The 19,517-nt window shown below is 70.4% G+C and carries 23 protein-coding genes; 9 read left to right on the top strand and 14 right to left on the bottom strand.

Annotation, left to right across the window (positions count from 1 at the left end):
- Positions 1–7: 7 nt before the first annotated feature.
- Genes JW792_RS09340 through JW792_RS09330 form a run of 3 tightly spaced genes read right to left on the bottom strand, consistent with a single transcriptional unit; the run spans position 8 to position 2,516 of the window.
- The gene (locus JW792_RS09340; protein ID WP_135995980.1) at positions 8–940 is read right to left on the bottom strand and encodes an ABC transporter ATP-binding protein; all 933 of its coding nucleotides are present in this window, start codon (positions 938–940) and stop codon (positions 8–10) included.
- Positions 937–1,884 (bottom strand): HlyD family secretion protein, encoded by a 948-nt coding sequence (locus JW792_RS09335; protein ID WP_135995981.1) that lies wholly within the window; start codon positions 1,882–1,884, stop codon positions 937–939. Before JW792_RS09335 ends, JW792_RS09340 begins: the two co-directional genes overlap by 4 nt.
- Positions 1,881–2,516, bottom strand: coding sequence for a TetR/AcrR family transcriptional regulator (locus JW792_RS09330; protein ID WP_135995982.1), 636 nt, complete (start codon positions 2,514–2,516; stop codon positions 1,881–1,883). The genes JW792_RS09335 and JW792_RS09330 overlap by 4 nt, the downstream gene beginning before the upstream one ends.
- A 302-nt stretch (positions 2,517–2,818) precedes the next feature.
- On the opposite strand from JW792_RS09330, the gene JW792_RS09325 reads away from it, so the two are divergent.
- From JW792_RS09325 to JW792_RS09315, 3 genes are all read left to right on the top strand, one after another.
- The gene (locus JW792_RS09325) at positions 2,819–4,432 is read left to right on the top strand and encodes an FMN-binding glutamate synthase family protein (RefSeq protein WP_135995983.1); all 1,614 of its coding nucleotides are present in this window, start codon (positions 2,819–2,821) and stop codon (positions 4,430–4,432) included.
- A 78-nt stretch (positions 4,433–4,510) separates the two neighbouring features.
- Positions 4,511–6,100, top strand: a complete 1,590-nt coding sequence (locus JW792_RS09320) for a lysine--tRNA ligase (protein WP_135995984.1) — start codon at positions 4,511–4,513, stop codon at positions 6,098–6,100.
- A 76-nt stretch (positions 6,101–6,176) separates the two neighbouring features.
- The gene (locus JW792_RS09315; protein ID WP_135995985.1) at positions 6,177–6,950 is read left to right on the top strand and encodes a tetratricopeptide repeat protein; all 774 of its coding nucleotides are present in this window, start codon (positions 6,177–6,179) and stop codon (positions 6,948–6,950) included.
- Between the two features lie 4 nt (positions 6,951–6,954).
- Here JW792_RS09315 and JW792_RS09310 read toward each other — a convergent pair whose 3' ends face one another.
- Positions 6,955–7,581: a S24 family peptidase gene (locus JW792_RS09310; protein ID WP_135995986.1), complete on the bottom strand. Its 627-nt coding sequence runs from the start codon at positions 7,579–7,581 to the stop codon at positions 6,955–6,957.
- A 130-nt stretch (positions 7,582–7,711) separates the two neighbouring features.
- Between JW792_RS09310 and JW792_RS09305 the strand changes: the two genes are divergently transcribed.
- Complete coding sequence (locus tag JW792_RS09305; RefSeq protein ID WP_135995987.1) at positions 7,712–8,062, top strand: DUF952 domain-containing protein; 351 nt, start codon at positions 7,712–7,714, stop codon at positions 8,060–8,062.
- A complete protein-coding gene (locus tag JW792_RS09300) occupies positions 8,059–9,096 on the top strand; it encodes a quinone-dependent dihydroorotate dehydrogenase (protein WP_135995988.1) in 1,038 nt (345 codons plus the stop codon). Before JW792_RS09305 ends, JW792_RS09300 begins: the two co-directional genes overlap by 4 nt.
- A 92-nt stretch (positions 9,097–9,188) precedes the next feature.
- Here the strand turns inward: JW792_RS09300 and JW792_RS09295 are convergent, their stop codons facing one another.
- Complete coding sequence (locus tag JW792_RS09295) at positions 9,189–10,502, bottom strand: MATE family efflux transporter (RefSeq protein ID WP_135995989.1); 1,314 nt, start codon at positions 10,500–10,502, stop codon at positions 9,189–9,191.
- 86 nt (positions 10,503–10,588) lie between these two features.
- Here JW792_RS09295 and ahr point away from each other — a divergent pair, with 86 nt between their 5' ends.
- Positions 10,589–11,599 (top strand): NADPH-dependent aldehyde reductase Ahr, encoded by a 1,011-nt coding sequence (gene ahr, locus JW792_RS09290; protein ID WP_135995990.1) that lies wholly within the window; start codon positions 10,589–10,591, stop codon positions 11,597–11,599.
- A gap of 8 nt (positions 11,600–11,607) precedes the next feature.
- On the opposite strand, the gene JW792_RS09285 is transcribed toward ahr, so the two are convergent.
- The gene (locus tag JW792_RS09285) at positions 11,608–12,345 is read right to left on the bottom strand and encodes a hypothetical protein (RefSeq protein ID WP_135995991.1); all 738 of its coding nucleotides are present in this window, start codon (positions 12,343–12,345) and stop codon (positions 11,608–11,610) included.
- Between the two features lie 129 nt (positions 12,346–12,474).
- Here JW792_RS09285 and JW792_RS09280 point away from each other — a divergent pair, with 129 nt between their 5' ends.
- Entirely contained in the window at positions 12,475–13,395 is a 921-nt protein-coding gene (locus JW792_RS09280; protein ID WP_135995992.1) for a histone deacetylase family protein, read from the top strand.
- A 93-nt stretch (positions 13,396–13,488) separates the two neighbouring features.
- Here JW792_RS09280 and JW792_RS09275 read toward each other — a convergent pair whose 3' ends face one another.
- The 3 genes from JW792_RS09275 to JW792_RS09265 all read right to left on the bottom strand — a co-directional run bounded on the left by JW792_RS09275 (position 13,489) and on the right by JW792_RS09265 (position 14,480).
- Positions 13,489–13,806 carry a UrcA family protein gene (locus JW792_RS09275; protein ID WP_158291597.1) on the bottom strand — a complete coding sequence of 106 codons (318 nt, stop codon included), beginning with the start codon at positions 13,804–13,806 and terminating at the stop codon, positions 13,489–13,491.
- 156 nt (positions 13,807–13,962) lie between these two features.
- The gene (locus JW792_RS09270) at positions 13,963–14,121 is read right to left on the bottom strand and encodes a DUF2256 domain-containing protein (protein ID WP_135995994.1); all 159 of its coding nucleotides are present in this window, start codon (positions 14,119–14,121) and stop codon (positions 13,963–13,965) included.
- Entirely contained in the window at positions 14,118–14,480 is a 363-nt protein-coding gene (locus JW792_RS09265) for a thiol-disulfide oxidoreductase DCC family protein (RefSeq protein WP_241094940.1), read from the bottom strand. Before JW792_RS09265 ends, JW792_RS09270 begins: the two co-directional genes overlap by 4 nt.
- Positions 14,481–14,576: 96 nt before the next feature.
- On the opposite strand from JW792_RS09265, the gene JW792_RS09260 reads away from it, so the two are divergent.
- Both JW792_RS09260 and JW792_RS09255 read left to right on the top strand, forming a co-directional pair.
- Entirely contained in the window at positions 14,577–15,587 is a 1,011-nt protein-coding gene (locus JW792_RS09260; protein ID WP_135995996.1) for an NAD(P)/FAD-dependent oxidoreductase, read from the top strand.
- Between the two features lie 67 nt (positions 15,588–15,654).
- Complete coding sequence (locus JW792_RS09255) at positions 15,655–16,377, top strand: CPBP family intramembrane glutamic endopeptidase (protein WP_135995997.1); 723 nt, start codon at positions 15,655–15,657, stop codon at positions 16,375–16,377.
- On the opposite strand, the gene JW792_RS09250 is transcribed toward JW792_RS09255, so the two are convergent.
- The 5 genes from JW792_RS09250 to JW792_RS09230 all read right to left on the bottom strand — a co-directional run bounded on the left by JW792_RS09250 (position 16,364) and on the right by JW792_RS09230 (position 19,497).
- On the bottom strand, positions 16,364–16,792 hold the full coding sequence (locus JW792_RS09250; protein WP_135995998.1) for a PaaI family thioesterase: 429 nt from the start codon (positions 16,790–16,792) through the stop codon (positions 16,364–16,366). The two genes, JW792_RS09255 and JW792_RS09250, sit on opposite strands and share 14 nt — an antisense overlap.
- On the bottom strand, positions 16,789–17,295 hold the full coding sequence (locus JW792_RS09245; RefSeq protein WP_135995999.1) for a PaaI family thioesterase: 507 nt from the start codon (positions 17,293–17,295) through the stop codon (positions 16,789–16,791). The genes JW792_RS09250 and JW792_RS09245 overlap by 4 nt, the downstream gene beginning before the upstream one ends.
- A gap of 63 nt (positions 17,296–17,358) precedes the next feature.
- Entirely contained in the window at positions 17,359–18,162 is an 804-nt protein-coding gene (locus JW792_RS09240; protein ID WP_158291598.1) for a response regulator, read from the bottom strand.
- Between the two features lie 100 nt (positions 18,163–18,262).
- The gene (locus JW792_RS09235; protein WP_135996001.1) at positions 18,263–18,589 is read right to left on the bottom strand and encodes a DUF6460 domain-containing protein; all 327 of its coding nucleotides are present in this window, start codon (positions 18,587–18,589) and stop codon (positions 18,263–18,265) included.
- A 68-nt stretch (positions 18,590–18,657) separates the two neighbouring features.
- Positions 18,658–19,497: a mechanosensitive ion channel family protein gene (locus tag JW792_RS09230; RefSeq protein WP_206340775.1), complete on the bottom strand. Its 840-nt coding sequence runs from the start codon at positions 19,495–19,497 to the stop codon at positions 18,658–18,660.
- Positions 19,498–19,517: the final 20 nt, after the last annotated feature.

Genomic DNA, 19,517 nt, shown 5'->3' with positions numbered 1-19,517 from the left:
GAGAGGGTCACGGCGCAGCCTCGCGCTTTTCCGCCATCAGCCAGATGAAGGCTTCTTCCAGGCCGCTGCGGACGGGCTCGACGGTGTAGTCCTCGTCGTCGACCCAGGGCCGCAGCGCCCGCTCCAGCCTCTCCTCGTCGCGCCCGCTCACGTGCAGGGCCGAGCCGAAGCGGGCGATCTGGTCGATGCCGTCCAGACCCTCGAGCTCGTCGCGCAGGCCGGCGAGATCGGGACCCTCGATGCGCCGCGTGTACAGGCCGACGCGCTCGGGCACCTCTCCGGAGGGGGCGTCGACGAGCTTCTTTCCCGCCGAGATGAAGGCGATGTAGTCGCACTGCACCGCCTCGTCCATGTAGTGGGTCGAGACCAGCACGGTGACGCCCTTGCGCGTAAGGCCCCTGATCCGGTCCCAGAAATCGCGCCGCGCCTTGGGATCGACGCCGGCGGTGGGCTCGTCGAGCAGCAGGAGCTGCGGGCGATGCATCTGGGAGGCGGCGAGCGCCAGGCGCTGCTTCCAGCCGCCCGAGAGCGTGCCGGCCAGCTGGTCGGCGCGCGGATCGAGATTGTACTCCTCCAGCGCCGCCTCGACCGCCTGCTTGCGGCCCTCGAGTGCGTGCAGGCGCGAGACGAAGTCCAGGTTCTCGCGCACCGTCAGGTCCGAATAGAGCGAGAAATGCTGCGTCATGTAGCCGATGCGCTGCTTGATCTCGCGCGCCTGGGTCGCGATGTCGTAGCCCAGCGCCGTGCCGCCGCCCGCATCGGGCCTCATGAGGCCGACCATCAGCCGGATCGTCGTGGTCTTGCCCGAGCCGTTGGGCCCGAGGAAGCCGTAGATGGCGCCCTTCGGCACGCGCATGGAGAAATCGTCCACCGCGGTGAGCCCGCCGAAGCGCTTGGTCAGGCCCTCGACCTCGATGACGGTGTCGCGCTCCTCGCTCATTCGACGACGCGCACCCTCAGGGGCGTGCCCGCGGGCGGTGCGTCCGCGCCTTCGAAAACCGCCTCGGCGCGATAGACCAGGCGCGCGCGCTCCTCGTCGGAATAGATCACCGGCGGGGTGAACTCGGCTTCCTCGGAGATCGCGGTGATCCGCGCCTCCAGGTCCGGCGGGCAGGCATCGCAGGTGACCGAGAGCCGCGTGCCGACCGGCGTGCCGGCGAGGATCGGCTCGGGAATGAAGACCAGGGCGTAGAGCGCGCCGTCCGGCAGGAAGCGCACGACCGGCTGGCTCGGTCCGGCCATCTCGCCTTCGAAGGCGAGCACGCGGTCGACCCGCCCCTCGGCCGGGGCGGACACCGTGCGCCGGGCGAGCTCGGCTTCCAGGCGCGAGGCCTCGGCCCGGGCGGCCTCGGCCTCGGCGGCGAGCGCGGCGAGGCGCTGTTCGCGGGCCGGCAGCTGTACCAGCGTCAGGCGCTGGCGCAGCTCGGCGACGCGCGCGTCGGCGCTCGCCGCCTGGGCCTGGGCATCGTCGAGGCGCGCGCGCGGAACGACGCCGCGCTCGAACAGGGTCAGCGTGCGCACGAGGTTCTCGCGGGCGCGCTGCTGCTCGGCGCGGGCCTGGTCGAGCGCGTCGCGCGCCGCGGCGATCTCCGGCTCGCGCCCGCCCGCAGCCGCTTCGTCGAAGCGGGCGGCCGCCGCCTCGGCGCGCCGGCGGGCGGCTTCCAGCGCCTCGCGCTCGGCCCGGCTGTCGAGGCTGAACAGGGCCGTGCCCGCTGCGACCCGGTCGCCGTCGGCGACGTTCAGGCTGTCGATGCGCCCCGGCGCCTGCGGCGCGAGATTGCGGAAGTCGGCCTCGGCATAGCCGTGCAGCGTGAGTTCGTCCGGCTCGCCGCAGGCGGCCAGGGCCAGCACGCACGAAAGCAGGGGGATGGGCAGATGTCTCATGGCCGGTCCGTCCGGGGCGTCAGCCCGTAAAGCACGATATCGGTGATCTGGTCGGCGAGCCGGGCGGGATCCGGCCGCGGATCGCCCGGCAGGGCGAATACGGTGGACAGCATCAGGTGCGCCACGGCCGGCCCGGCGAGCACGCGCTCGGCCGCCACGAGGTCCACTTTCCTGAACACGCCCGACTGCGCCCCGGTTTCGAGCAGGCGCTTCAGCGCGCCGATGCCGATCTGGATGACGCGCTCGCGGTAGTAGCGCGCGAGTTCGGGAAAGCGGGCCGCTTCCGACAGGACCAGACGGGGCGCCGCGGAGATGTCCGGATCGGACATGGCGGTGAGCACCATGCGGAACACGCTGCGATAGGTCTGGACCGGATCGCGCGCGGCCCCCGCCTCGATGAGCGCCGCGGCCCCCTGCGCGATGCGGCCGGCAGACTGCTCGACGAGCGCCTTCAGCATCGCCTCCTTGGTGTCGAAATAGAGATAGATCGTGCCCTTCGAGACGCCGGCGCGGCGCGCGATGTCCTCCACCTTCGCGCCGGCGAAGCCGGCCTCGGTGAACTCGGCAAGGGCCGCGTCGAGGATCTCGTCGGGGCGGTCTTCCGGGCGGCGCTGGCGTACGGGCTTGGACATACCGTGCTTATAACTGACCGGTCAGTCAGTTTGCAAGAGGGGGTCTGCGTGCGCCGCGAAGCCGTGCGGCGCGCGCGCAGGAACCGGTCTGTCACGGCCTTGCCCGGTCGCTGGCCCAGGCTTGACGGGCGGGAGATGGGTGCAGCGTGACCGCCGCGGCGCGGATCCCCGGTCGAGGCGCATCATCGCCGCAGGAGGGCAGAAGGGGCGGGCTCTGCGCTCTCGGCGCCGAACACGCTGCCCCGCACGCCCTGAACCCTGCCGCGGTCCCCGGTGTTGTACCGGGCAAGGAGGACCGGTTCATGACCTTGCGGGACAAGTCGCGCTACCTGCCCTGGCTCGCCGCCATCCTGCTCGCTGCCCTGTCGATCGCCGCGACGATCGCCTGGAGCGGCTGGTGGATGATTGGCGTGGTGTTCTTCGGCACCGGCGCCCTGCTCGGCCTCTTCGACCAGTTCCAGGCCGCCCACACCCTGTGGCGCAACTACCCGGCCCTGGCGCGCATCCGCTGGGTCTCCGAGGCCCTGCGCCCCTTCGTGCGCTCCTACTTCGTGGAGAGCGAGACCGACGGGCGGCCCTTCCACCAGGAAGAGCGCGCCCTGGTCTACCGCCGTTCGAAGAATATCGAGGGCCTCGAGCCCTTCGGCTCGAAGAGCGATTTCCGCTACACCGAGATCGAGTGGATCCAGCACTCGATAGCCGCGCGGACCGGCGAGAACGCCAAGCGGCGCCTGACCATCGGCGGGTCCGACTGCAAGCAGCCCTACGATGCGTCCATCTTCAACGTGTCCGCCATGAGCTTCGGCGCGATCGGCGCGCGCGCGACCGAGGCGCTGAACAAGGGGGCGAAGGCCGGCAATTTCGCGCAGGACACCGGGGAAGGGGGCATCTCGCGCCATCACCGCCATGGCGGGGACCTCATCTGGGAGATCGGATCGGGCTATTTCGGCTGCCGCACGAAGGACGGCGGGTTCGATCCTCAGAAATTCCAGGATCGGGCCTCTTCCGATCAGGTGAAGATGATCGAGATCAAGCTCTCCCAGGGCGCAAAGCCCGGCCATGGCGGGGTGCTGCCCGGCGAGAAGGTCACGCAGGAGATCGCCGAGGCCCGCGGCGTCCCGGCGGGCCAGGATTGCATCTCCCCGCCGTCCCACTCGGCCTTTTCCAACCCGATCGAGATGATGGAGTTCATCGCCCGCCTGCGCGAACTCTCGGGGGGCAAGCCGGTCGGCTTCAAGCTCTGCGTCGGCAAGAGGAGCGAGATGCTCGCTCTCGCCAAGGCGATGCTGGAAACGAAGATCCTGCCCGACTTCATCGTCGTGGACGGGATCGAGGGCGGTACCGGCGCGGCGCCGACGGAGTTCATCGACGATATCGGCTCGCCGATGCGGAACGGCCTCCTCGTCGTGCGCGACGCGCTCACCGGCACGGGGCTGCGCGAGAGGGTGAAGATCGGCGCGGCCGGCAAGATCATCACCGGCGCGCGCTTCGCCAAGACGCTGGCGCTCGGCGCGGACTGGGTCAATTCGGCGCGCGGCTTCATGTTCGCGCTGGGCTGCGTGCAGTCCATGCGCTGCCACACCAATCGCTGCCCGACCGGCATCACCACCCAGGATCGCGACCGCCAGCGCGGCCTCGTCATCGAGGACAAGGTCCCACGCGTCGTCAATTTCCACCGCAACACGATCGACGCCCTCATCCAGGTCTGCGCCGCGGCCGGGTGCGAGGATCCCAAGGACATCCATCCCGAGCAGATCATGCGCCGCTGGGGCGCCGACAAGGCGAGCGCGTTCTCCGAGCTCTATCCCGTGCTCGAACCCGGCCAGCTGCTCGACGAGCCGGAGGCCACGATCTATGCCGAGGAGTGGAAGGCCGCGCGCGCGGACAGCTTCGATCCGCGTTTCAAGGCGGCGTGAGGGCGCGCGCATTGACGCGGTGGCGCGCCGGGTCTACCTCGCCAGCCGACATCCCCGCACGCTCGAGAGCAGACACCGATGACCGACTTCACCGCGCTTGCCCAAGACGCCAAGGCCTGGCCGTTCGAACTGGCGCGCGAGGTGAAGAAACGCGTCGAGAAGGACGGCCTGACCGGCGACGCGGTGGTGTTCGAGACTGGCTACGGGCCGTCGGGCCTTCCCCATATCGGCACCTTCGGCGAGGTCGCGCGCACCACCATGGTGCGTCACGCCTTCCGGGTACTGACCGGCGACAGATATCCCACCAGGCTCCTGTGCGTCTCCGACGACATGGACGGCATGAGGAAGGTGCCCGAGAACGTACCCAACCGCGACGCGCTCGCGAACCATCTCGACCGGCCGCTGACGAGCGTGCCCGACCCGTTCGGCACTCACGCGAGCTACGGCGCGCACATGAATGCGCGCCTGCGCGCCTTTCTCGATCATTTCCGCTTCGAGTACGACTTCGCTTCGGCGACCGATCTCTACCGCGACGGCACCTACGACGCCGCGCTGCTCGCGACGCTGAAGCATTTCGACAAGATCATGGACGTCATGCTCCCCACGCTGGGCGAGGAGCGGCGCAGGACCTATTCGCCCGTGCTGCCGATCTCGCCGAAGTCCGGCAAGGTGCTCTACGTGCCGATGAAATCGGTCGATGCGGAGGCCGGGACCGTCACCTTCGACGACGAGGACGGCGAGGAGCAGACGATCAGGGTGACCGGCGGGAACGCCAAGCTGCAGTGGAAGCCCGATTTCGGCATGCGCTGGGCCGCGCTGGGCGTCGATTTCGAGATGTTCGGCAAGGACCACCAGGCCAACGCCCCGATCTATTCCAAGATCTGCCGCATCCTCGGCGGCAATCCGCCCGTCCAGTTCGTCTACGAGCTGTTCCTCGACGAGCGGGGCGAGAAGATCTCCAAGTCGAAGGGCAACGGAATCGCGGTGGAGGACTGGCTGCGCTACGCGCCGTGGGAAAGCCTGTCGATGTACATGTACACCAAGCCGAAGACGGCCAAGCGTCTCTATTTCGACGTCATCCCCAAGGCCGTCGACGAGTACCGCCAGCATCTCGCCGCCTTCCCGCAGCAGGAGCCGGCGCAGCAGATCGAGAACCCGGTCTGGCACATCCACAACGGCAACCCGCCCGCGCCCGGCGCGGACATCTCGTTCGCGCTGCTGCTCAATCTCGTCTCGGTCGCCAACGCGTCGGACAAGGACACGCTGTGGGGCTTCATCACGCGCTACGCCCCGGACGCGACGCCGGACAGCGAGCCCTTCCTGGACCGGCTGACGAGCTATGCGATCGCCTATTACGAGGACTTCGTGAAGCCGCAGAAGGTCTATCGCGCCCCGACCGCGAAGGAACGCGCGGCGATGCAGGACCTGCTCGCGCGCCTCAAGGCCCTCGACCCCGGGGAGACCGACGCGGAAATCATCCAGACCGAGGTGTTCGCCGCGGGCAAGGCGCACGATTTCGAGCCGCTGCGCGACTGGTTCAAGGCGCTCTACGAAGTCCTGCTCGGCCAGAGCCAGGGCCCGCGCTTCGGCAGCTTCGCCGCGATCTACGGCCTGCCGCAGACGATCGACCTCATCGAGCGTGCCCTGAAGGGCGAGGACCTCGCCTAGGACCGCACGCGACCCACGCGGGGCGGGGGTGAGAATATGCATGCCTGGACGGGGCTCGGCGCGTTAAGCTGATCCCATGCGCCCGATTGCCGTCCTCCTGGTCCTTCTCATGCTGCCCGGCCCTGCCTTCGCCGGCGACGGCGAGGCCTCCGTGCTCGACCGCGCCGGGGTGGCCTACCGGGAGGGCGAGTGGGAGCGGGCCGAGCGGCTCGCGCTCGAGGCGGACGGCGCCCGGGGCCACATGCTCGCGGCCGAGGCGGTACTCGCCGCGCTGATGACCTGGAAGGACGGCCTCGACCGGCCGCAGGCCGCGCGCACCGCGCAAGAGCATGCCGAGGAAGCGCTCGCGCGCGACGACACGCTGGCCGACGCGCATCTGCGCCTGGCCGCTGCGCTCGGCTATCGCGGCCGCTTCATGCCCGCCTGGCGCGCCTGGCTCGCCGGCATCCCGCAGCAGGGGCGCGACCATATCCTCACCGCGCTGGAGCTCGACCCGGACGATCCCTGGGCGCACGCGCTCTACGGCGCCTGGCACATGGAGGTCGCGCGCCGCGGCGGGGAAGGCACGCTCGGCGCCTCGCTCCAGACCGGCCTTGCGCACTATCGCTCCGCCGCGCGCAGTGCCCCGGACGAGCCGGGCATCGCCTATCATCTCGCCATCGCGCAGGTCGCCGCCGATCCGGACCGGTTCGCCGACGAGGCCGCAAGCTGGCTCGACCAGGCCGCGTCCGCCGAGGTCGAGGAGGCGTTCGACCGTCAGATGAAGCAGCGCGCGCAGGACTTCGCCGGGCTGCTCGCCCGCGACAGGCAGGCCGCCCGCGAGGAGGCGGTCTACCGGCTGGAAAACTGAGAGCCTACTGGCTCGCCCAGACGATGCGGGCCATCCAGACGATGTCGCGCACCGCAATGACGCGGTTCTCGAATTCGGCATTGAGCGAGATCAGCTCGACCGTGTCGGCGGTGACGCGGCCGAGTTCCTTGGCCATCACCTCGCCGGAGCGGGTCTTGACCACGACCCGGTCGCCGCGCCGCGGCTGGGCGTGCGGGGCGACCACGATGCGGTCGCCGGGCCGGTAGACCGGCCGCATGGAATCCCCGCTGATCTCGAGCGCATAGGCGTGGTCGTCCTCCACGCCGGGGAAATGAACCTGCTCCCAGCCCGTGCCGGCGGGAAAGCCGGCATCGTCGAAGAAACCCTCGCTGCCGGCCTGGGCCATGCCGATCAGCGGCACGGCACGCCCGGCGCCGCGCCCGGTGGCGAGCGCGGCGAACTCGTCGAAGCCGGTCCCGACCGCCTCCAGCGCCTTGGCCAGGCTTTCGGTTGAGGGCCAGCGCGGCTTGGTGCCGTCCGCAGCGAAGCGCTTGGACGGATTGAAGGTCGTGGAATCGAGCCCGGCTGCCCGGGCGAGGCCGGAGGGCGACAGTCCTGCGCGCTCGGCAAGCCGGTCGATTCCGCGCCAGATCTGGCTGTGGCTGAGCATGCGGGCGGGTCCTTCCTCGCGCAGGAGCGGAGACTTCGGTCTTCTGTAGAGGAATTTATTCCTCAGCGTGGACCCGGCGTCAAGCCTTTGCGCTTGCGCCGCCGCGTGCGCCCGGCTATGCGCGCGCTCCATGAGCGACGATATCCTCTACCGCCTCGCCGATCCGGCGAGCCTCGCGCGCGCCGCCCTCGACGGCGTGTTCGAGGGCGAGGCCATCGACCTCGCCGACGGGTTCATCCACCTCTCCACGCGCGCCCAGCTCGCCGGAACGCTGGAGAGCCACTTCTCCCATCTCACCCGTCTCGCGCTCGCCGAGATCGACGCGCGCGAGCTCGGGGCGGCGCTGAAATGGGAGAAGTCGCGCGGCGGCGAGCTATTCCCGCACGTCTACGGCACGATCCCCTTCGCCGCGATCCGCACCGTCCATCTCATGCGCCGCAGCGAGGACGCGCCCTGGCAACTGCCCGAGGAGCTTTCATGAAGCCGGCCGACCTCGCCGCCAGGGCGCTGACCCTCCTGCCTGCCGAGACCGCGCACCGTGCGGCGATCCGGGGGCTGAAGGCCGGGTTCGGCCCGAAGGACACGGGGCTGGCCGATCCGGTGCTGGCGACCTCGATCGCCGGCATCGAGCTCGCCCATCCGGTCGGTCTCGCCGCCGGGTTCGACAAGAATGCCGAGGCGCCCGACGCGCTGCTCGCGGCCGGTTTCGCCTTCGTCGAGGTCGGGGCCGTCACCCCGCGCCCGCAGGCAGGCAACCCGAAGCCGCGCGTGTTCCGCCTGCGCGAGGACCGCGCCGTCATCAACCGCATGGGCTTCAACAACGAGGGGCTCGAGGCGGTGAAGGCGCGCCTTCAGGCCCGCAAGGGCCGGCCCGGCGTGGTCGGCGTCAATCTCGGCGCCAACAAGGAGTCCCAGGACAAGGCCGCCGATTACGTCCTCCTCCTGAAGGAACTCTCCGGCCTCGCCGACTTCTTCACGGTCAATGTCTCATCGCCCAACACGCCAGGCCTGCGAAGCCTGCAGACCGGCCCCGCGCTCGACGCGCTGCTCGCGCGCGTCGCCGAGGCGCGCTGGGCCGAGCCGGTCTTCCTGAAGCTCGCCCCCGATCTGGAGCCCGGCGATGTCGAGCCGATCCTGAAGGCGGTGCAGACATACAAGCTCTCCGGCCTGGTGGTCTCCAACACCACGCTCGCCCGCCCCGACACGCTCGGCAGCGCCCGCAAGGACGAGGCAGGCGGGCTGTCGGGCGCACCGCTGTTCGCGCGCTCGACCGAGCTTCTCGCGCGCTTCCGCCGCGCGGCCGGGCCGGGCCTGCCGATCATCGGCGTGGGCGGCATCTCCTCGGCCGAAACCGCCTACGCGAAGATCCGCGCCGGTGCCAATGCGCTCCAGCTCTACACGGCCCTGATCTACGAAGGCCCCGGTCTCGCGGTGAAGATCCGCGACGGGCTGGCGCAGCTGCTGAAGCGCGACGGCTTCGAACGCCTGAGCGACGCGGTGGGCGCGGATCTGTGAGCTGAACGCCCGCCCCGCCTCGATCCCTCCTGTCGGCCGAACCGAAGGCGTGGATGCCCATTCCCCTGACCGAGACGGCCGCGGCGGGACGTTCAGCGATCTTGAAATTCCCGCCTCAGCCCCGGCCAGCCCGCCATCAGGGTCGCGGCGCGCGCGAGATAATAGCCGAGGAAGGCGAGCCACAGGCCGTCTCCGCCGAGTGCGGGGCGCAGCAGGAGGTCGAGCCCGACATAGAGCGCGAGCGCGGCGATCATCGCATTCCTCATCAGCGGACCGCGCGTCGTGCCGATCATCAGCCCGTCGAGCTGCCAGCTCGGCATGCCGATCAGCGGCACCAGCGCGCACCAGGGCAGGAAGCGCGCGGCCATCCCGCGCGCCTGCGGGTCGGTCGTCATCAGTGCGATGAAGGCCTCGCCGAAGACGAAGAGGACGGCCGAGAGCAGCAGCGCGAAGGCGAGGGCCTGCTCGCTCGTCAGCCGGAAGGCGCGCATCAGGGCCGGCCAGCTCCGGCGCCCCGCCGCCTGGCCGGCGACCGCCTCGGTCACGTGGGCGAAGGCGTCGAGGAAGAAGGCGCTGATCGAGATGAACTGCAGCAGGATCGCATTGCCCGCCAGAACCGCCGGGCCTTCCCTCAGGCTCGCCTCGTTGAACCAGTAGAAGCCGGCGATGAGGGCGACGGTGCGCAGGAAGATGTCGCGGTTGACCGAAAGCAGGCGGGCAACGGGTTCGGCCGCGAGCAGGAAGCTCGGCCCGGCCGGCGGGCGCGGCTTCAGCACCAGGATCACGATGCCGGCCGCCGCGGCGAGGTGGACCCATTGCGCGATCGCGCTTGCCGCGCCGACCCCGGCCACGCCCCAGCCGAGGCCGAAGACGAACAGGATCGAGAGCCCCGCATTGGCGAGGTTGAGCGCGCCCTGGAGGGCCAGCGCCATGCCGGTGCGCGACAGTCCGATCAGCCAGCCATAGACCGCATAGCCGGCCAGCGCGGCCGGCGCGCCCCAGATCCGCGCGGAGAAATAGGCGCGCGCCTCGTCCTCCACCGCCGCGCCGCCGGAAAACAGCATCAGCGCGCCCTCGCGCAGCGGCCACTGGAACACGATGAAGAGGAGGCCGAAGGCGAGGCCGAGTGCGCCGGCGCGGATCAGCGTGGCGCGTACCTCGCCCTCCTCGCCCTTGCCCTCGGCCTGGGCGGTGAGCGCCGTGGATCCCATGCGCAGGAAACCCAGCGACCAGAACAGGGCGTTGAAGATCAGCGTGCCGAGCGCGACCGCGGCGATGTCCTCGGTCGCCCCGGTGCGTCCGATCACGGCGATGTCGACGAGGCCGACCAGCGGCGTCGCGATATTGGCCGCCATGATCGGCACGGCCTGGGCGAGGACCTGGGGGCGGGTGAGGCGCGCACTCATGGGACCGGCGCTTAAGGCCTCCGATCCTCCCTCGCAAGTCGCCCGTTTTGCTCTAGTATCGCAGGTCCACAAGCAGGAGTGCCGCCATGATCCGCGCCTATGCCGCGAAACAGCCCAGGGGCAGGTTCGAGCTGATCGAATACGATCCCGGCCCGCTCAAGAGCGACGACATCGAGATCGCGGTGGAGAGCTGCGGGCTCTGCCATTCCGACCTCTCCCTGCTCGACGACGAATGGGGGATGAGCGAATACCCGCTCGTGCCCGGCCACGAGGTCGTGGGCACCGTCACCGGGGTCGGGCGCGAGGTGACGCACCTGAAGCCCGGCGACAAGGTGGGCGTGGGCTGGTTCTCGCGCTCCTGCCTGGTCTGCGACCAGTGCATGGACGGCGATCACAACATGTGCCCCGACGCCGAGCAGATCGCGGTCGGGCGCTATGGCGGGTTTGCCGACAAGGTGCGCGTGCAGGCGAGCTGGGCGAACCGGCTGCCCGACGAACTCGACACCAGGAGCGCCGGCCCGCTCTTCTGCGGCGGCATCACCGTGTTCAATCCGCTCGTCCAGTTCGACGTCAAGCCGACCGACCGGGTCGGGGTGATCGGCATCGGCGGGCTCGGCCACATGGCGCTGCAGTTCCTGTCGGCCTGGGGGTGCGAGGTCACGGCCTTCACATCCACCGGCGCCAAGGCCGATGAGGCACGCAGCTTCGGCGCGCATCGCGTCGTGGACAGCCGCGACAAGGACGCCCTGAAGGCGGAGAAGGGCCGCTACGACTTCATCCTGTCCACCGTCGCCGTGCCGCTCGACTGGCAGCGCTATTTCGCGGCGCTCGCCCCGCGCGGACGCCTGCACACGGTCGGCGCGGTCTCCGAGCCGTTCCAGGTGGAGGCCTTCACCCTGATCGGCGGGCAGAAATCGCTGTCCGGCACCCCGCTCGGCAGCCCCGCCACGATCCGAAAGATGCTCGACTTCTGCGCCCGCCACGGTATCGCGCCGCAGATCGAGGTCATGAAGATGAGCGAGATCGACGCCGCCTTCGACCGGCTCCGCGAGGGCAAGCCGCGCTACCGCATCGTGCTGGAGAACGATTTCCGGTGAAGCGGGCTTCAGCCGGCCCGCGAGCGGGCGAGATCGATCCAGCGCTTCTGCATGCGCCGGGCGTGCTGCGGGGCGATGCGGGCGGCCGAGAGGATGTGCTGCCAGCGCTCGCGCGCGGCCTCGCGCCGCCCGTCGGCTTCGAGCGCCATCGCCCAGCGCGCCTGGGCTTCCGCGCCGGGAAAATAGCCCGACACCGCCTCGTACTCGGCGAGCGCCTCCTCGCGGCGTCCGGCGGCCTCCAGCGCCCGGGCGTAGAGCAGGTGCGCGCCCGGCAGGCGCAGCGTGGGGTGGGCTGATTTCAGGGTCTCCAGCGTCTGCAGCGCCGCCCCGACATCGCCGCTCTCGAATTCCGCCTGCGCGCGTCCCTGCAGCAGGGCTGCGTCCTCGCGGAAGGCGCCCTCGGTCGCTTCGCGATAGAGGTCCAGGGCTTCGCGCGGGCGCTCGAGGGCGAGCAGGGCCTCCCCGGCGCGCTTGAGATTGCCCGGCGTGCGGCTGATCTCGAGCTGGTGGAGTGCGGTGCGCAGCTCGCGCTCGGGATCGATCAGGCGGCGCGCCGCCGCTCCGGCCCGGCGCGCCTGCGGCGACTGGCCGAGACCGGGCAGCACCACCGTCACGGCGTAGACGAGCGAGCCGAGGCCGGGGAACATGAACAGGATGACGAGCCAGTAGATGGGCTGGCCGCTGCGCACGGCGTGAACCGCGAAGGCGAGCGCGATCAGCACGTGAGCCCCGAGGAAAACCGGCATGACGACCTCCCCTTCATTCAAGCCGCAGGCGAGAAGTTTTCGCCCTGCTGCACGCTCTTGTCGAGAGACTTGTTGGCCTCCGACGGGGCGGATGCGGCTTCATCCGCCAGCGGATCGCACGGCCCCGCGATGACGCTTCCCGTCGTCTTCCACGATGCCTATGTCGCGCGCGACGTGCCGGCGGCGCACCGCTTTCCCATGGGCAAGTTCCGCGCGGTCGCCGACCGGCTGATCGCGGACGGGCTGGTGACCGGCGAGGACGGCTTCCACCGCCCGATGCCCGCCCCGGCGCGCTGGCTCGAACTCGCCCATGACGGGGCCTATGTCGACCAGGTCCTCGATGCGCGCGTGGAGCCGGCGCGAGAGCGGCGCATCGGCTTCAAGATGACGCCGGCCGTGGCGATGCGCTCGCGTTGCGCGGTGGCCGGAACGGTCCTTGCCGCCCGCCTCGCCCTCGAACATGGTGCGGCGGCCAATACCGCCGGCGGCAGCCATCATGCCGACCGTGCGGGCGGGGCGGGGTTCTGCGTGTTCAACGATGTCGGGGTGGCCGCGAACCTCCTGCTGGCCGAGGGCGTGATCTCGCGCGCGCTGGTGATCGATCTCGACGTCCACCAAGGCGACGGGACAGCGCGAATCTTCGCCGCGGAGCCGCGCGTGTTCACGCTCTCGGTCCATTGCGAGACCAACTGGCCGCGTCTGAAGGCGGTGTCCGATCACGATGTCGGCCTGCCCGCCGGCCTCGGCGACGAAGCCTATCTGCAGGCCAGCCGCGAGGCTGTGGAGGACGCGCTCGAGGCGAGCCGGCCGGACCTCGTCTTCTACAATGCCGGGGTCGACGTGCACCGCGAGGACCGGCTCGGCTTGCTCGACCTCACCGATGCGGGGATCGCCGCGCGCGAGGCGATGGTCGCCGGCGCGGCGCTGCGCCGGGGGATCGCGATCGTCGGCGTGCTCGGCGGAGGTTACTCGCGCGATCTCGACCGACTCGCGGGCCGGCACGTGCTGATGCACGCCGCGCTCGGCGCGGCGCTCGCGCGCCATGGCTGAAGAAAAAGCCCCGTCCGCGAAAGGGGGGAACGCGGACGGGGCAGGGGAACGGCGTCGTGAGCGTGAGCGCCGTTATCCGGTGGGAGAGGCGTGTTACTGCGCGCCGCCCGCGCTCAGAGCGGCGGTGACCACGGCGCTGCGCGCGTCGAGTTTGGCACGCGCCTCGGCGATGGCCCGGCGCTGGCATTCGAGTTCGAGGCGCCGGACCTCGGCATCGGTCTTGCCGGGCGCGTTGCAGACCTCGCGGGCGGCGGCGGCGATGCGGGTCTCGATGGCCTCGCGCCCGCTCTCGGAGGCGAGTTCGGAGCGCGAGAAATCGACCGCCTGGCTGCGGATCTCGGTCTCGGCGAGGGCGGGCGCAGCGGCGCACAGCGCGGCCAGCGAGGCCGCGCACAGGGTAACCAGTTTCATGAGAGGGACTCCTTGTCTCGTTTCAATCGACCAATGCCGTCCCGGGATGTGGATCTGGCGTCCGTCCTGCGGGTTCGACAGGAGCGACCCTCTCACCGCGCGCATTGCGCCGGCATGACGAGGACATTTTTTTTTGGAAATGTGGCCGTTCGACAGCTATCCGCCTCGGCCGGCGCAGCGCTTCGAGCAGTATTTCACCTGGGCCCAGTCGCGGGCCCATTTGCGTCGCCAGGCGAAGGGACGCGCACAGGCGGCGCAGGTCTTCTGCGGCAACGCTGCCTTGGGCAGCGTGCGTCCGGTCCTCGCGGACTTCATGTCCGCTGCGCGCGACGGACCAGGCGCTGCACGCCCGGCCGGATGGGAAGGAAGAGCCGGTAGAGGCCCTCCGCGATCCACAGCACGGGCGGGAGCGCCAGGATCCTGCCGGCCAGGCGCCAGCCGGGCGTCGCCTGCCACAGCTCGGCGAAGGCGGCCGCGCCTGAGACGAGCCGGCCGTCGGCGAGGCGCACGTGGAAGCGGGCGAGCATCGCCTCGCGCGAGCAGCCCTCGGGCAGGATCGATCCGGCGTCGCTCACGTCGCGGAAGCGGGCCCGGGCCCCGGCCTTGCGGTAGTGTGCGATCTCGGCCTGGCAGAGCGGGCAGGCGCCGTCGAAGAACACCTCGGGTGCAGGCACCTGCGGCGCTGCGCATTGACCACGCCGGTTAGTCGTTTTTTTGTGTTCCTGGGCCATATCGCCCAATCTAGTCGGATATCCGGGCGGGAAAAGCGCATGGGCGGGCCATCTCGCGGTCTTGATGTCGCAGTCGTCGGCGCCGGCCTCGCCGGGGCGTCGTGCGCGCGCGTGCTCGCGCGGGCCGGTCACCGCCCGGTCGTGTTCGACAAGGGGCGCGGGCCCGGCGGACGGCTCTCGGTCCGCCGCGCCGAAACCCCGCTCGGTCCTGCCCGGATCGATCACGGCGCGCAATACGTCACGGCGCGCGGCCGATCCTTCGAGGCGCATCTCAGGGCCGCCGCGCGCGAGGGACTCGCCGCGCTCTGGCAGGCGCGCCTGGTCTCCATCGACCGCGGCGGCAACGCCGTCGATCTCAAGGGCGAGTACCGCTGGGTCGGGGTTCCCGGCATGAGCGCGATCGTCGAGGCCGCGCTCGGCGTGCTCGACGTGCGGTCCGGCCGCCGGATCCTCCGCCTCGCCGGCGGTCCGGGCGCGTGGCATCTCGATTTCGAGGAGGGCGGGCGCGAAGGCCCGTTCCACCGCGTCGCGCTGACCCTGCCGCCCGAGCAGCTCGTCGATCTGCTGGCCCGCAGCGAGGGGGACTTCCCCGAGATGATCCTGGAGGCACGCGCCGCCGAACTCGCGCCGTGCTGGGCGGTCATGGGGGTGGTCGAGGCTCCCTTCGATCCCGGCTTCGACGCGGCCAGGCTGCTCGGCGGCGGCGTGCGCTGGATCGCGCGAATGAACTCCCGCCCCGGCCGGGCGGGGCCGGAGGCTTTCGTGCTGCACGCCTCGCCGGACTGGTCGCGCGCCCATCTCGAGGAGACGCCCGACCCCGTCGAGCGCGCGCTGTGGGAGGAGATGTATATCCGCTTCGGCCTGCCCCGGCCGGTGTGGCGCAAGGCGCACCGCTGGCGCTACGCCCTGTCGGAGCGGGCGCCCGGCAGCCCGTTCGCGCTCGACGAGACCGGCACGGTGGGCTGTGCCGGGGACTGGCGCCTGGGCCCGCGTGCGGAATTCGCCTGGGACTCCGGAGAGGCGCTGGGGGAGGCGCTCGGGCGGGAGTGATGCATCCGCGCAGCGGATTGCCTGCATCTGAGCGGAATCGAACGGTCATCTATCCGGCAGGAACGCCATGGCTCCGCTCCCTCTTCTCCGGTCATTGCCCTACTTCATCGTGCCGTCGGCCCTGATGGCTCTTGCCCTTTACGTGTCGATCCCGGCGCTGGACGCGGCCGGCCTGCCCCTGATGGTCAACGTGATCGGCCATATCGCGCTGGTCATGGGCGGCATGGGCGTCGCCGCCGTGCTCCTGGCGGCGCGGGAATGCGCACAGGGTGAAGGGATCGCGCGGCGCCTGCGCCTGCGGGCGGTGCGGCGTGTCGATCTGCTCCTCGGGTTGGCGATCGGCGCGGCCGGGCTTTGGGCCTATCTGGATCTGGCAGAGCTGTCCGCGCAGGTCTACCGGATCGTGCCCTGGGACTATCCCGAATGGATGCGGCGTTTCCAGACCGAGACGCGCTTTCTCGACGTGACGATCGCCGGAGCCTGGTGGATCCTTGCGGCCTATGGCGTGATCTATCTGTGCAATGTCGTGGGTGAGGAATTGTGGTGGCGCGGCTATCTGCTGCCGCGCCAGGCGGCGGCGATGGGCGCCTGGGCCTGGATTCCGCATGCCTTTCTCTGGGCGGGCTTCCACGCCTTCTTCGCTTGGGACATCGTCCTGCTGATCCCGATCGCCCTGATGATCGCATCGGTCTGCCAGTGGCGGCGCAGCACCTGGCCCGGACTCGTCGCCCACGGCGTCTTGAACGCCCCGGCCTTTCTCAGGATCTACGACGGCATCATTTCGGCGTGAGAGCCTGGCGATCCCCCGCCGGCTTGATCAGGAAATGGCCGTGCAGGGCGGCCACCGGCGCGCCGCGGCGCTCCTGCCAGGCTTCCACCCGCACATTGGCGACGCGCGAGCCCTGGCGGGTGATGGTGCCCCGCGCATAGACGTCCAGCGGCTTGCCGGGCCTGAGATAATCCACCGAGACGTCGATCGGCTTGGGCAGTGCGACGAGGTCCGTCGCGGCGAGCAGGGCGGCCGAGGCCGTGATCTCCATGAACGCCCCGATCGCTCCGCCGTGCAGGGCCGGGATCAGCGGATTGCCGACGAGGTCCTCATGATAGGGCAGCGTGCCGGTGAGCTCGTCGCCGTGATCGTCGAAGCGCACGCCGAGCTTCTGCACGTAGGGCGCCGAGAGCAGGAGGTCGAGGCGCTCGATCATGGCTTCACCTGGCTGATCGGGCTGGTCCCGGCGGCGAGGTTGGCGCGGGCCTTCTTCGCCGCGGCCTCGCCGGCCCTGGTGACCATGAAGGCGGCATTGGCGCGCGCGACCGGATTGTCCGGGTTGCCGTCATGGGCGATGGCGCTGACGAAGGCCAACAGGCCCGAGACCCTCACGCATTCGGCCTCGGCGAGGACGTCGTGGCCCGGCTCGGCCGGGCGCATGTAGTCGAGCCTCAGGTCGAGCGTGGCGCTCGCCTTGTCCCCGCCGAGCCCGGCGAAGGCGGCCAGCCCGCAGGCATGGTCGAGCAGGGCAGTGACCACGCCGCCGTGCAGCACCCTGGTGTCGGGGTCGCCGATGAGATCCTCGCGGTAGGGCGCGCGCATCACCGCGCGCGTCGGCGTGATCGCCTCCAGCGCGAAGCCCAGGGCCTTGGCGTGCGGCGAGCCGTCCACCAGGAAGGGCGCGAGGGAATCGAGGCGGGCCTGCATGTCGTCGCTCATGTCACCGGTCTTAGCCGCTGAGGCGGGGCGAGGCTAGAGCGCCGGCGCTTCCCGGTCGGGCGTCTAGGCCGCCTTGCGCTTCATCACGATCGCCTCGAGGCCGTTGACGAGTTCGGCGCGGACCTGGGGCTCGGCGCCGCGCAGGTCCTCGAGGCGGGCGAGCGTGGCGCGGTGCAGGTCGATGATCTCGCGCGCCTGCGGGGTCAGCGCGTCGAGCCCCTCCAGGAAGCGGCGCAGCGAGCGGCCGACGCGCGCGCCGATCGGGTCGCCCCGGCGCATCGACTGGAAGGCCATGTCGTCGGCCTGGTTGAGCGCGGCCTGCATCGCGTCGACCAGGCCAGCGCTCACGTCGGCGCCGCGCTTGTAGCGCGGTTCGCCGAACCCGGGCCGGGGGCGGCGCCGGTCCGGGCCGGCAAAGCGCGCGGTCTCGATGAAGCGGGCAGGGCGGCTGGAAGCCTGACGCATCCGGCGTTCGAGGTCGCGCGCGCAGAACGGGCGCAGGAGATAGCCGTCCACGCCGGCATCGCGCGCGTCCTCGATATCGACCGCGCGCTTGCGCTGGGAGACGATCAGGGCCTGGCTGCGCCGTTCCGGCCCGCCCTGCACACGCAGGCGGCGCACCAGGGCGAGCCCGTCATCGCCGCCCTCCCAGCCGCAGATCAGCATCGCGTCGCGGCTCTCGCGCACGGTTTCCAGCGCGTCCCTGGGGCAGCCTGTCGGAATGACGCGCGCCGCGCCGGCAAAGCGCAGCACCTCGACGCTCAGACGGCGCAGGAAGGAGACGGTCTCGAACACGACGAGCGGGCGCGCCTGCCAGGGCAGGCGCGCGGCTTCCGCCTTCTCCTCGAACACGTCGAAATCCAGCACCGGCCCGTCCCCTGGACACACGCCCGCAAGGCTTGCGTGTACCGCAGGGGCGCCGCGCGTTCACGCGAAAGCTCCGGTCAGGGTAAAGGTGGGGTTAGTCTCAGTCCGAGCGGCCGGACGCGGCGCGGATGATGCGCCAGACGATCCAGATCGGGATCACCAGCACCGCGCCGAGGAAGAAGTACTGCACCGCCCAGCCGAGGGAATCGGCGATGATCTCGAAGAAGCGCTGCCAGGCCTCGCCGACCGCGCCGAAGAAATCGACCCAGAGCGTGGCCGGGTCGACATTGAACACGGCGAGGATCAGCCCGGCGAGCACGCACAGGAAGAACACGGCGAGCAGCTGGCCCGGCGTGATCGAGATCAGGCGCGCGAGGAAGCTCTTCTTCGCGGGCGGTTCGGTGCGGGTTTCGCCGTTCGTGGTCATGGGGTCTCTTGTCCGAAGCAAATGCGGCGGGCTCATGGCAGCCCCTCCGCTTCCCGGCGCATCCGGGCCTAGGCCCGCTTCTGGATCTCCACCTGGTGGGGGTAGGGGATCTCGATGCCCTCGCGGTCGAAGGCCTGCTTGACGGCCTTGAGCATGTGGAAATGCACCGGCCAGAGGTCCTCCGCCCTGGTCCAGGCCCTCACGGTCAGGTCGATCGAGGAGCCGCCATGGGCGGACACCTCGCAGAACAGCTCGGGATCCTTCAGGACGCGCTCGTCGGCCTCGAAGACCTCGCGGATCACCCTCTGGGCCTTGTCGATGTCGTCGTCGTAGGAGATCGAGAAGGTGAAGTCGGCCCGCCGCGTCGGATAGGCGGAGAAATTGGTGATCACATTGCCCCAGGCCTGGCCGTTGGGCACGATGAGCTGCTTGTTGTCCACCGAGTTGAGTTCGGTGAAGAACAGGGTGATCTCCTTGACCGTGCCCGTCACCCCCGCGATCTCCACGAAGTCGCCGAGCTTGAACGGGCGGAACAGCACGATCATCACCCCGGCGGCGACGTTGGAGAGCGTGCCCTGCAGCGCGAGGCCGATGGCCAGCACCGCGGCGCCGAGCGCCGCGACGATGGAGGTGGTCTCCACCCCGAACCGGCCGAGCACCGCCACGATGACCACCACGATGATTCCGTAGCGCGCGATGTTGGAGAACAGGCTGGCCAGCGTCTGGTCGACGCGCTCGTTCTTCGACAGCGCCTTGCGCAGGTTCCGCCCGACGAGCCCGGCCACGAACAGGCCGACGACGAGGATGAGGGCGGCGAGGATGACGTTGAGCACCACGTCGGCGCCCACCCGCACCACGTACTCGGCGACCTGGCCGGCGTCGAAGCCTTCCATCTGCGTCGGATTCATCGGAACAAATCTCTGTCTGC

The sequence above is a fragment of the Marinicauda algicola genome, from assembly GCF_017161425.1.
Classification (GTDB): Bacteria; Pseudomonadota; Alphaproteobacteria; order Caulobacterales; family Maricaulaceae; genus Marinicauda; species Marinicauda algicola.
Note: the sequence above shows the minus strand (reverse complement) of the source record. Positions and strands in the feature narration are given on the sequence as shown.

Bases quoted from the DNA above. Each gene is read 5' to 3' on its own strand.
- JW792_RS09340 (WP_135995980.1), bottom strand. From the start codon at position 940: ATGAGCGAGGAGCGCGACACCGTCATCGAGGTCGAGGGCCTGACCAAG.
- JW792_RS09335 (WP_135995981.1), bottom strand. From the start codon at position 1,884: ATGAGACATCTGCCCATCCCCCTGCTTTCGTGCGTGCTGGCCCTGGCC.
- JW792_RS09330 (WP_135995982.1), bottom strand. From the start codon at position 2,516: ATGTCCAAGCCCGTACGCCAGCGCCGCCCGGAAGACCGCCCCGACGAG.
- JW792_RS09325 (WP_135995983.1), top strand. From the start codon at position 2,819: ATGACCTTGCGGGACAAGTCGCGCTACCTGCCCTGGCTCGCCGCCATC.
- JW792_RS09320 (WP_135995984.1), top strand. From the start codon at position 4,511: ATGACCGACTTCACCGCGCTTGCCCAAGACGCCAAGGCCTGGCCGTTC.
- JW792_RS09315 (WP_135995985.1), top strand. From the start codon at position 6,177: ATGCGCCCGATTGCCGTCCTCCTGGTCCTTCTCATGCTGCCCGGCCCT.
- JW792_RS09310 (WP_135995986.1), bottom strand. From the start codon at position 7,581: ATGCTCAGCCACAGCCAGATCTGGCGCGGAATCGACCGGCTTGCCGAG.
- JW792_RS09305 (WP_135995987.1), top strand. From the start codon at position 7,712: ATGAGCGACGATATCCTCTACCGCCTCGCCGATCCGGCGAGCCTCGCG.
- JW792_RS09300 (WP_135995988.1), top strand. From the start codon at position 8,059: ATGAAGCCGGCCGACCTCGCCGCCAGGGCGCTGACCCTCCTGCCTGCC.
- JW792_RS09295 (WP_135995989.1), bottom strand. From the start codon at position 10,502: ATGAGTGCGCGCCTCACCCGCCCCCAGGTCCTCGCCCAGGCCGTGCCG.
- ahr (WP_135995990.1), top strand. From the start codon at position 10,589: ATGATCCGCGCCTATGCCGCGAAACAGCCCAGGGGCAGGTTCGAGCTG.
- JW792_RS09285 (WP_135995991.1), bottom strand. From the start codon at position 12,345: ATGCCGGTTTTCCTCGGGGCTCACGTGCTGATCGCGCTCGCCTTCGCG.
- JW792_RS09280 (WP_135995992.1), top strand. From the start codon at position 12,475: ATGACGCTTCCCGTCGTCTTCCACGATGCCTATGTCGCGCGCGACGTG.
- JW792_RS09275 (WP_158291597.1), bottom strand. From the start codon at position 13,806: ATGAAACTGGTTACCCTGTGCGCGGCCTCGCTGGCCGCGCTGTGCGCC.
- JW792_RS09270 (WP_135995994.1), bottom strand. From the start codon at position 14,121: ATGAAGTCCGCGAGGACCGGACGCACGCTGCCCAAGGCAGCGTTGCCG.
- JW792_RS09260 (WP_135995996.1), top strand. From the start codon at position 14,577: ATGGGCGGGCCATCTCGCGGTCTTGATGTCGCAGTCGTCGGCGCCGGC.
- JW792_RS09255 (WP_135995997.1), top strand. From the start codon at position 15,655: ATGGCTCCGCTCCCTCTTCTCCGGTCATTGCCCTACTTCATCGTGCCG.
- JW792_RS09250 (WP_135995998.1), bottom strand. From the start codon at position 16,792: ATGATCGAGCGCCTCGACCTCCTGCTCTCGGCGCCCTACGTGCAGAAG.
- JW792_RS09245 (WP_135995999.1), bottom strand. From the start codon at position 17,295: ATGAGCGACGACATGCAGGCCCGCCTCGATTCCCTCGCGCCCTTCCTG.
- JW792_RS09235 (WP_135996001.1), bottom strand. From the start codon at position 18,589: ATGACCACGAACGGCGAAACCCGCACCGAACCGCCCGCGAAGAAGAGC.
- JW792_RS09230 (WP_206340775.1), bottom strand. From the start codon at position 19,497: ATGAATCCGACGCAGATGGAAGGCTTCGACGCCGGCCAGGTCGCCGAG.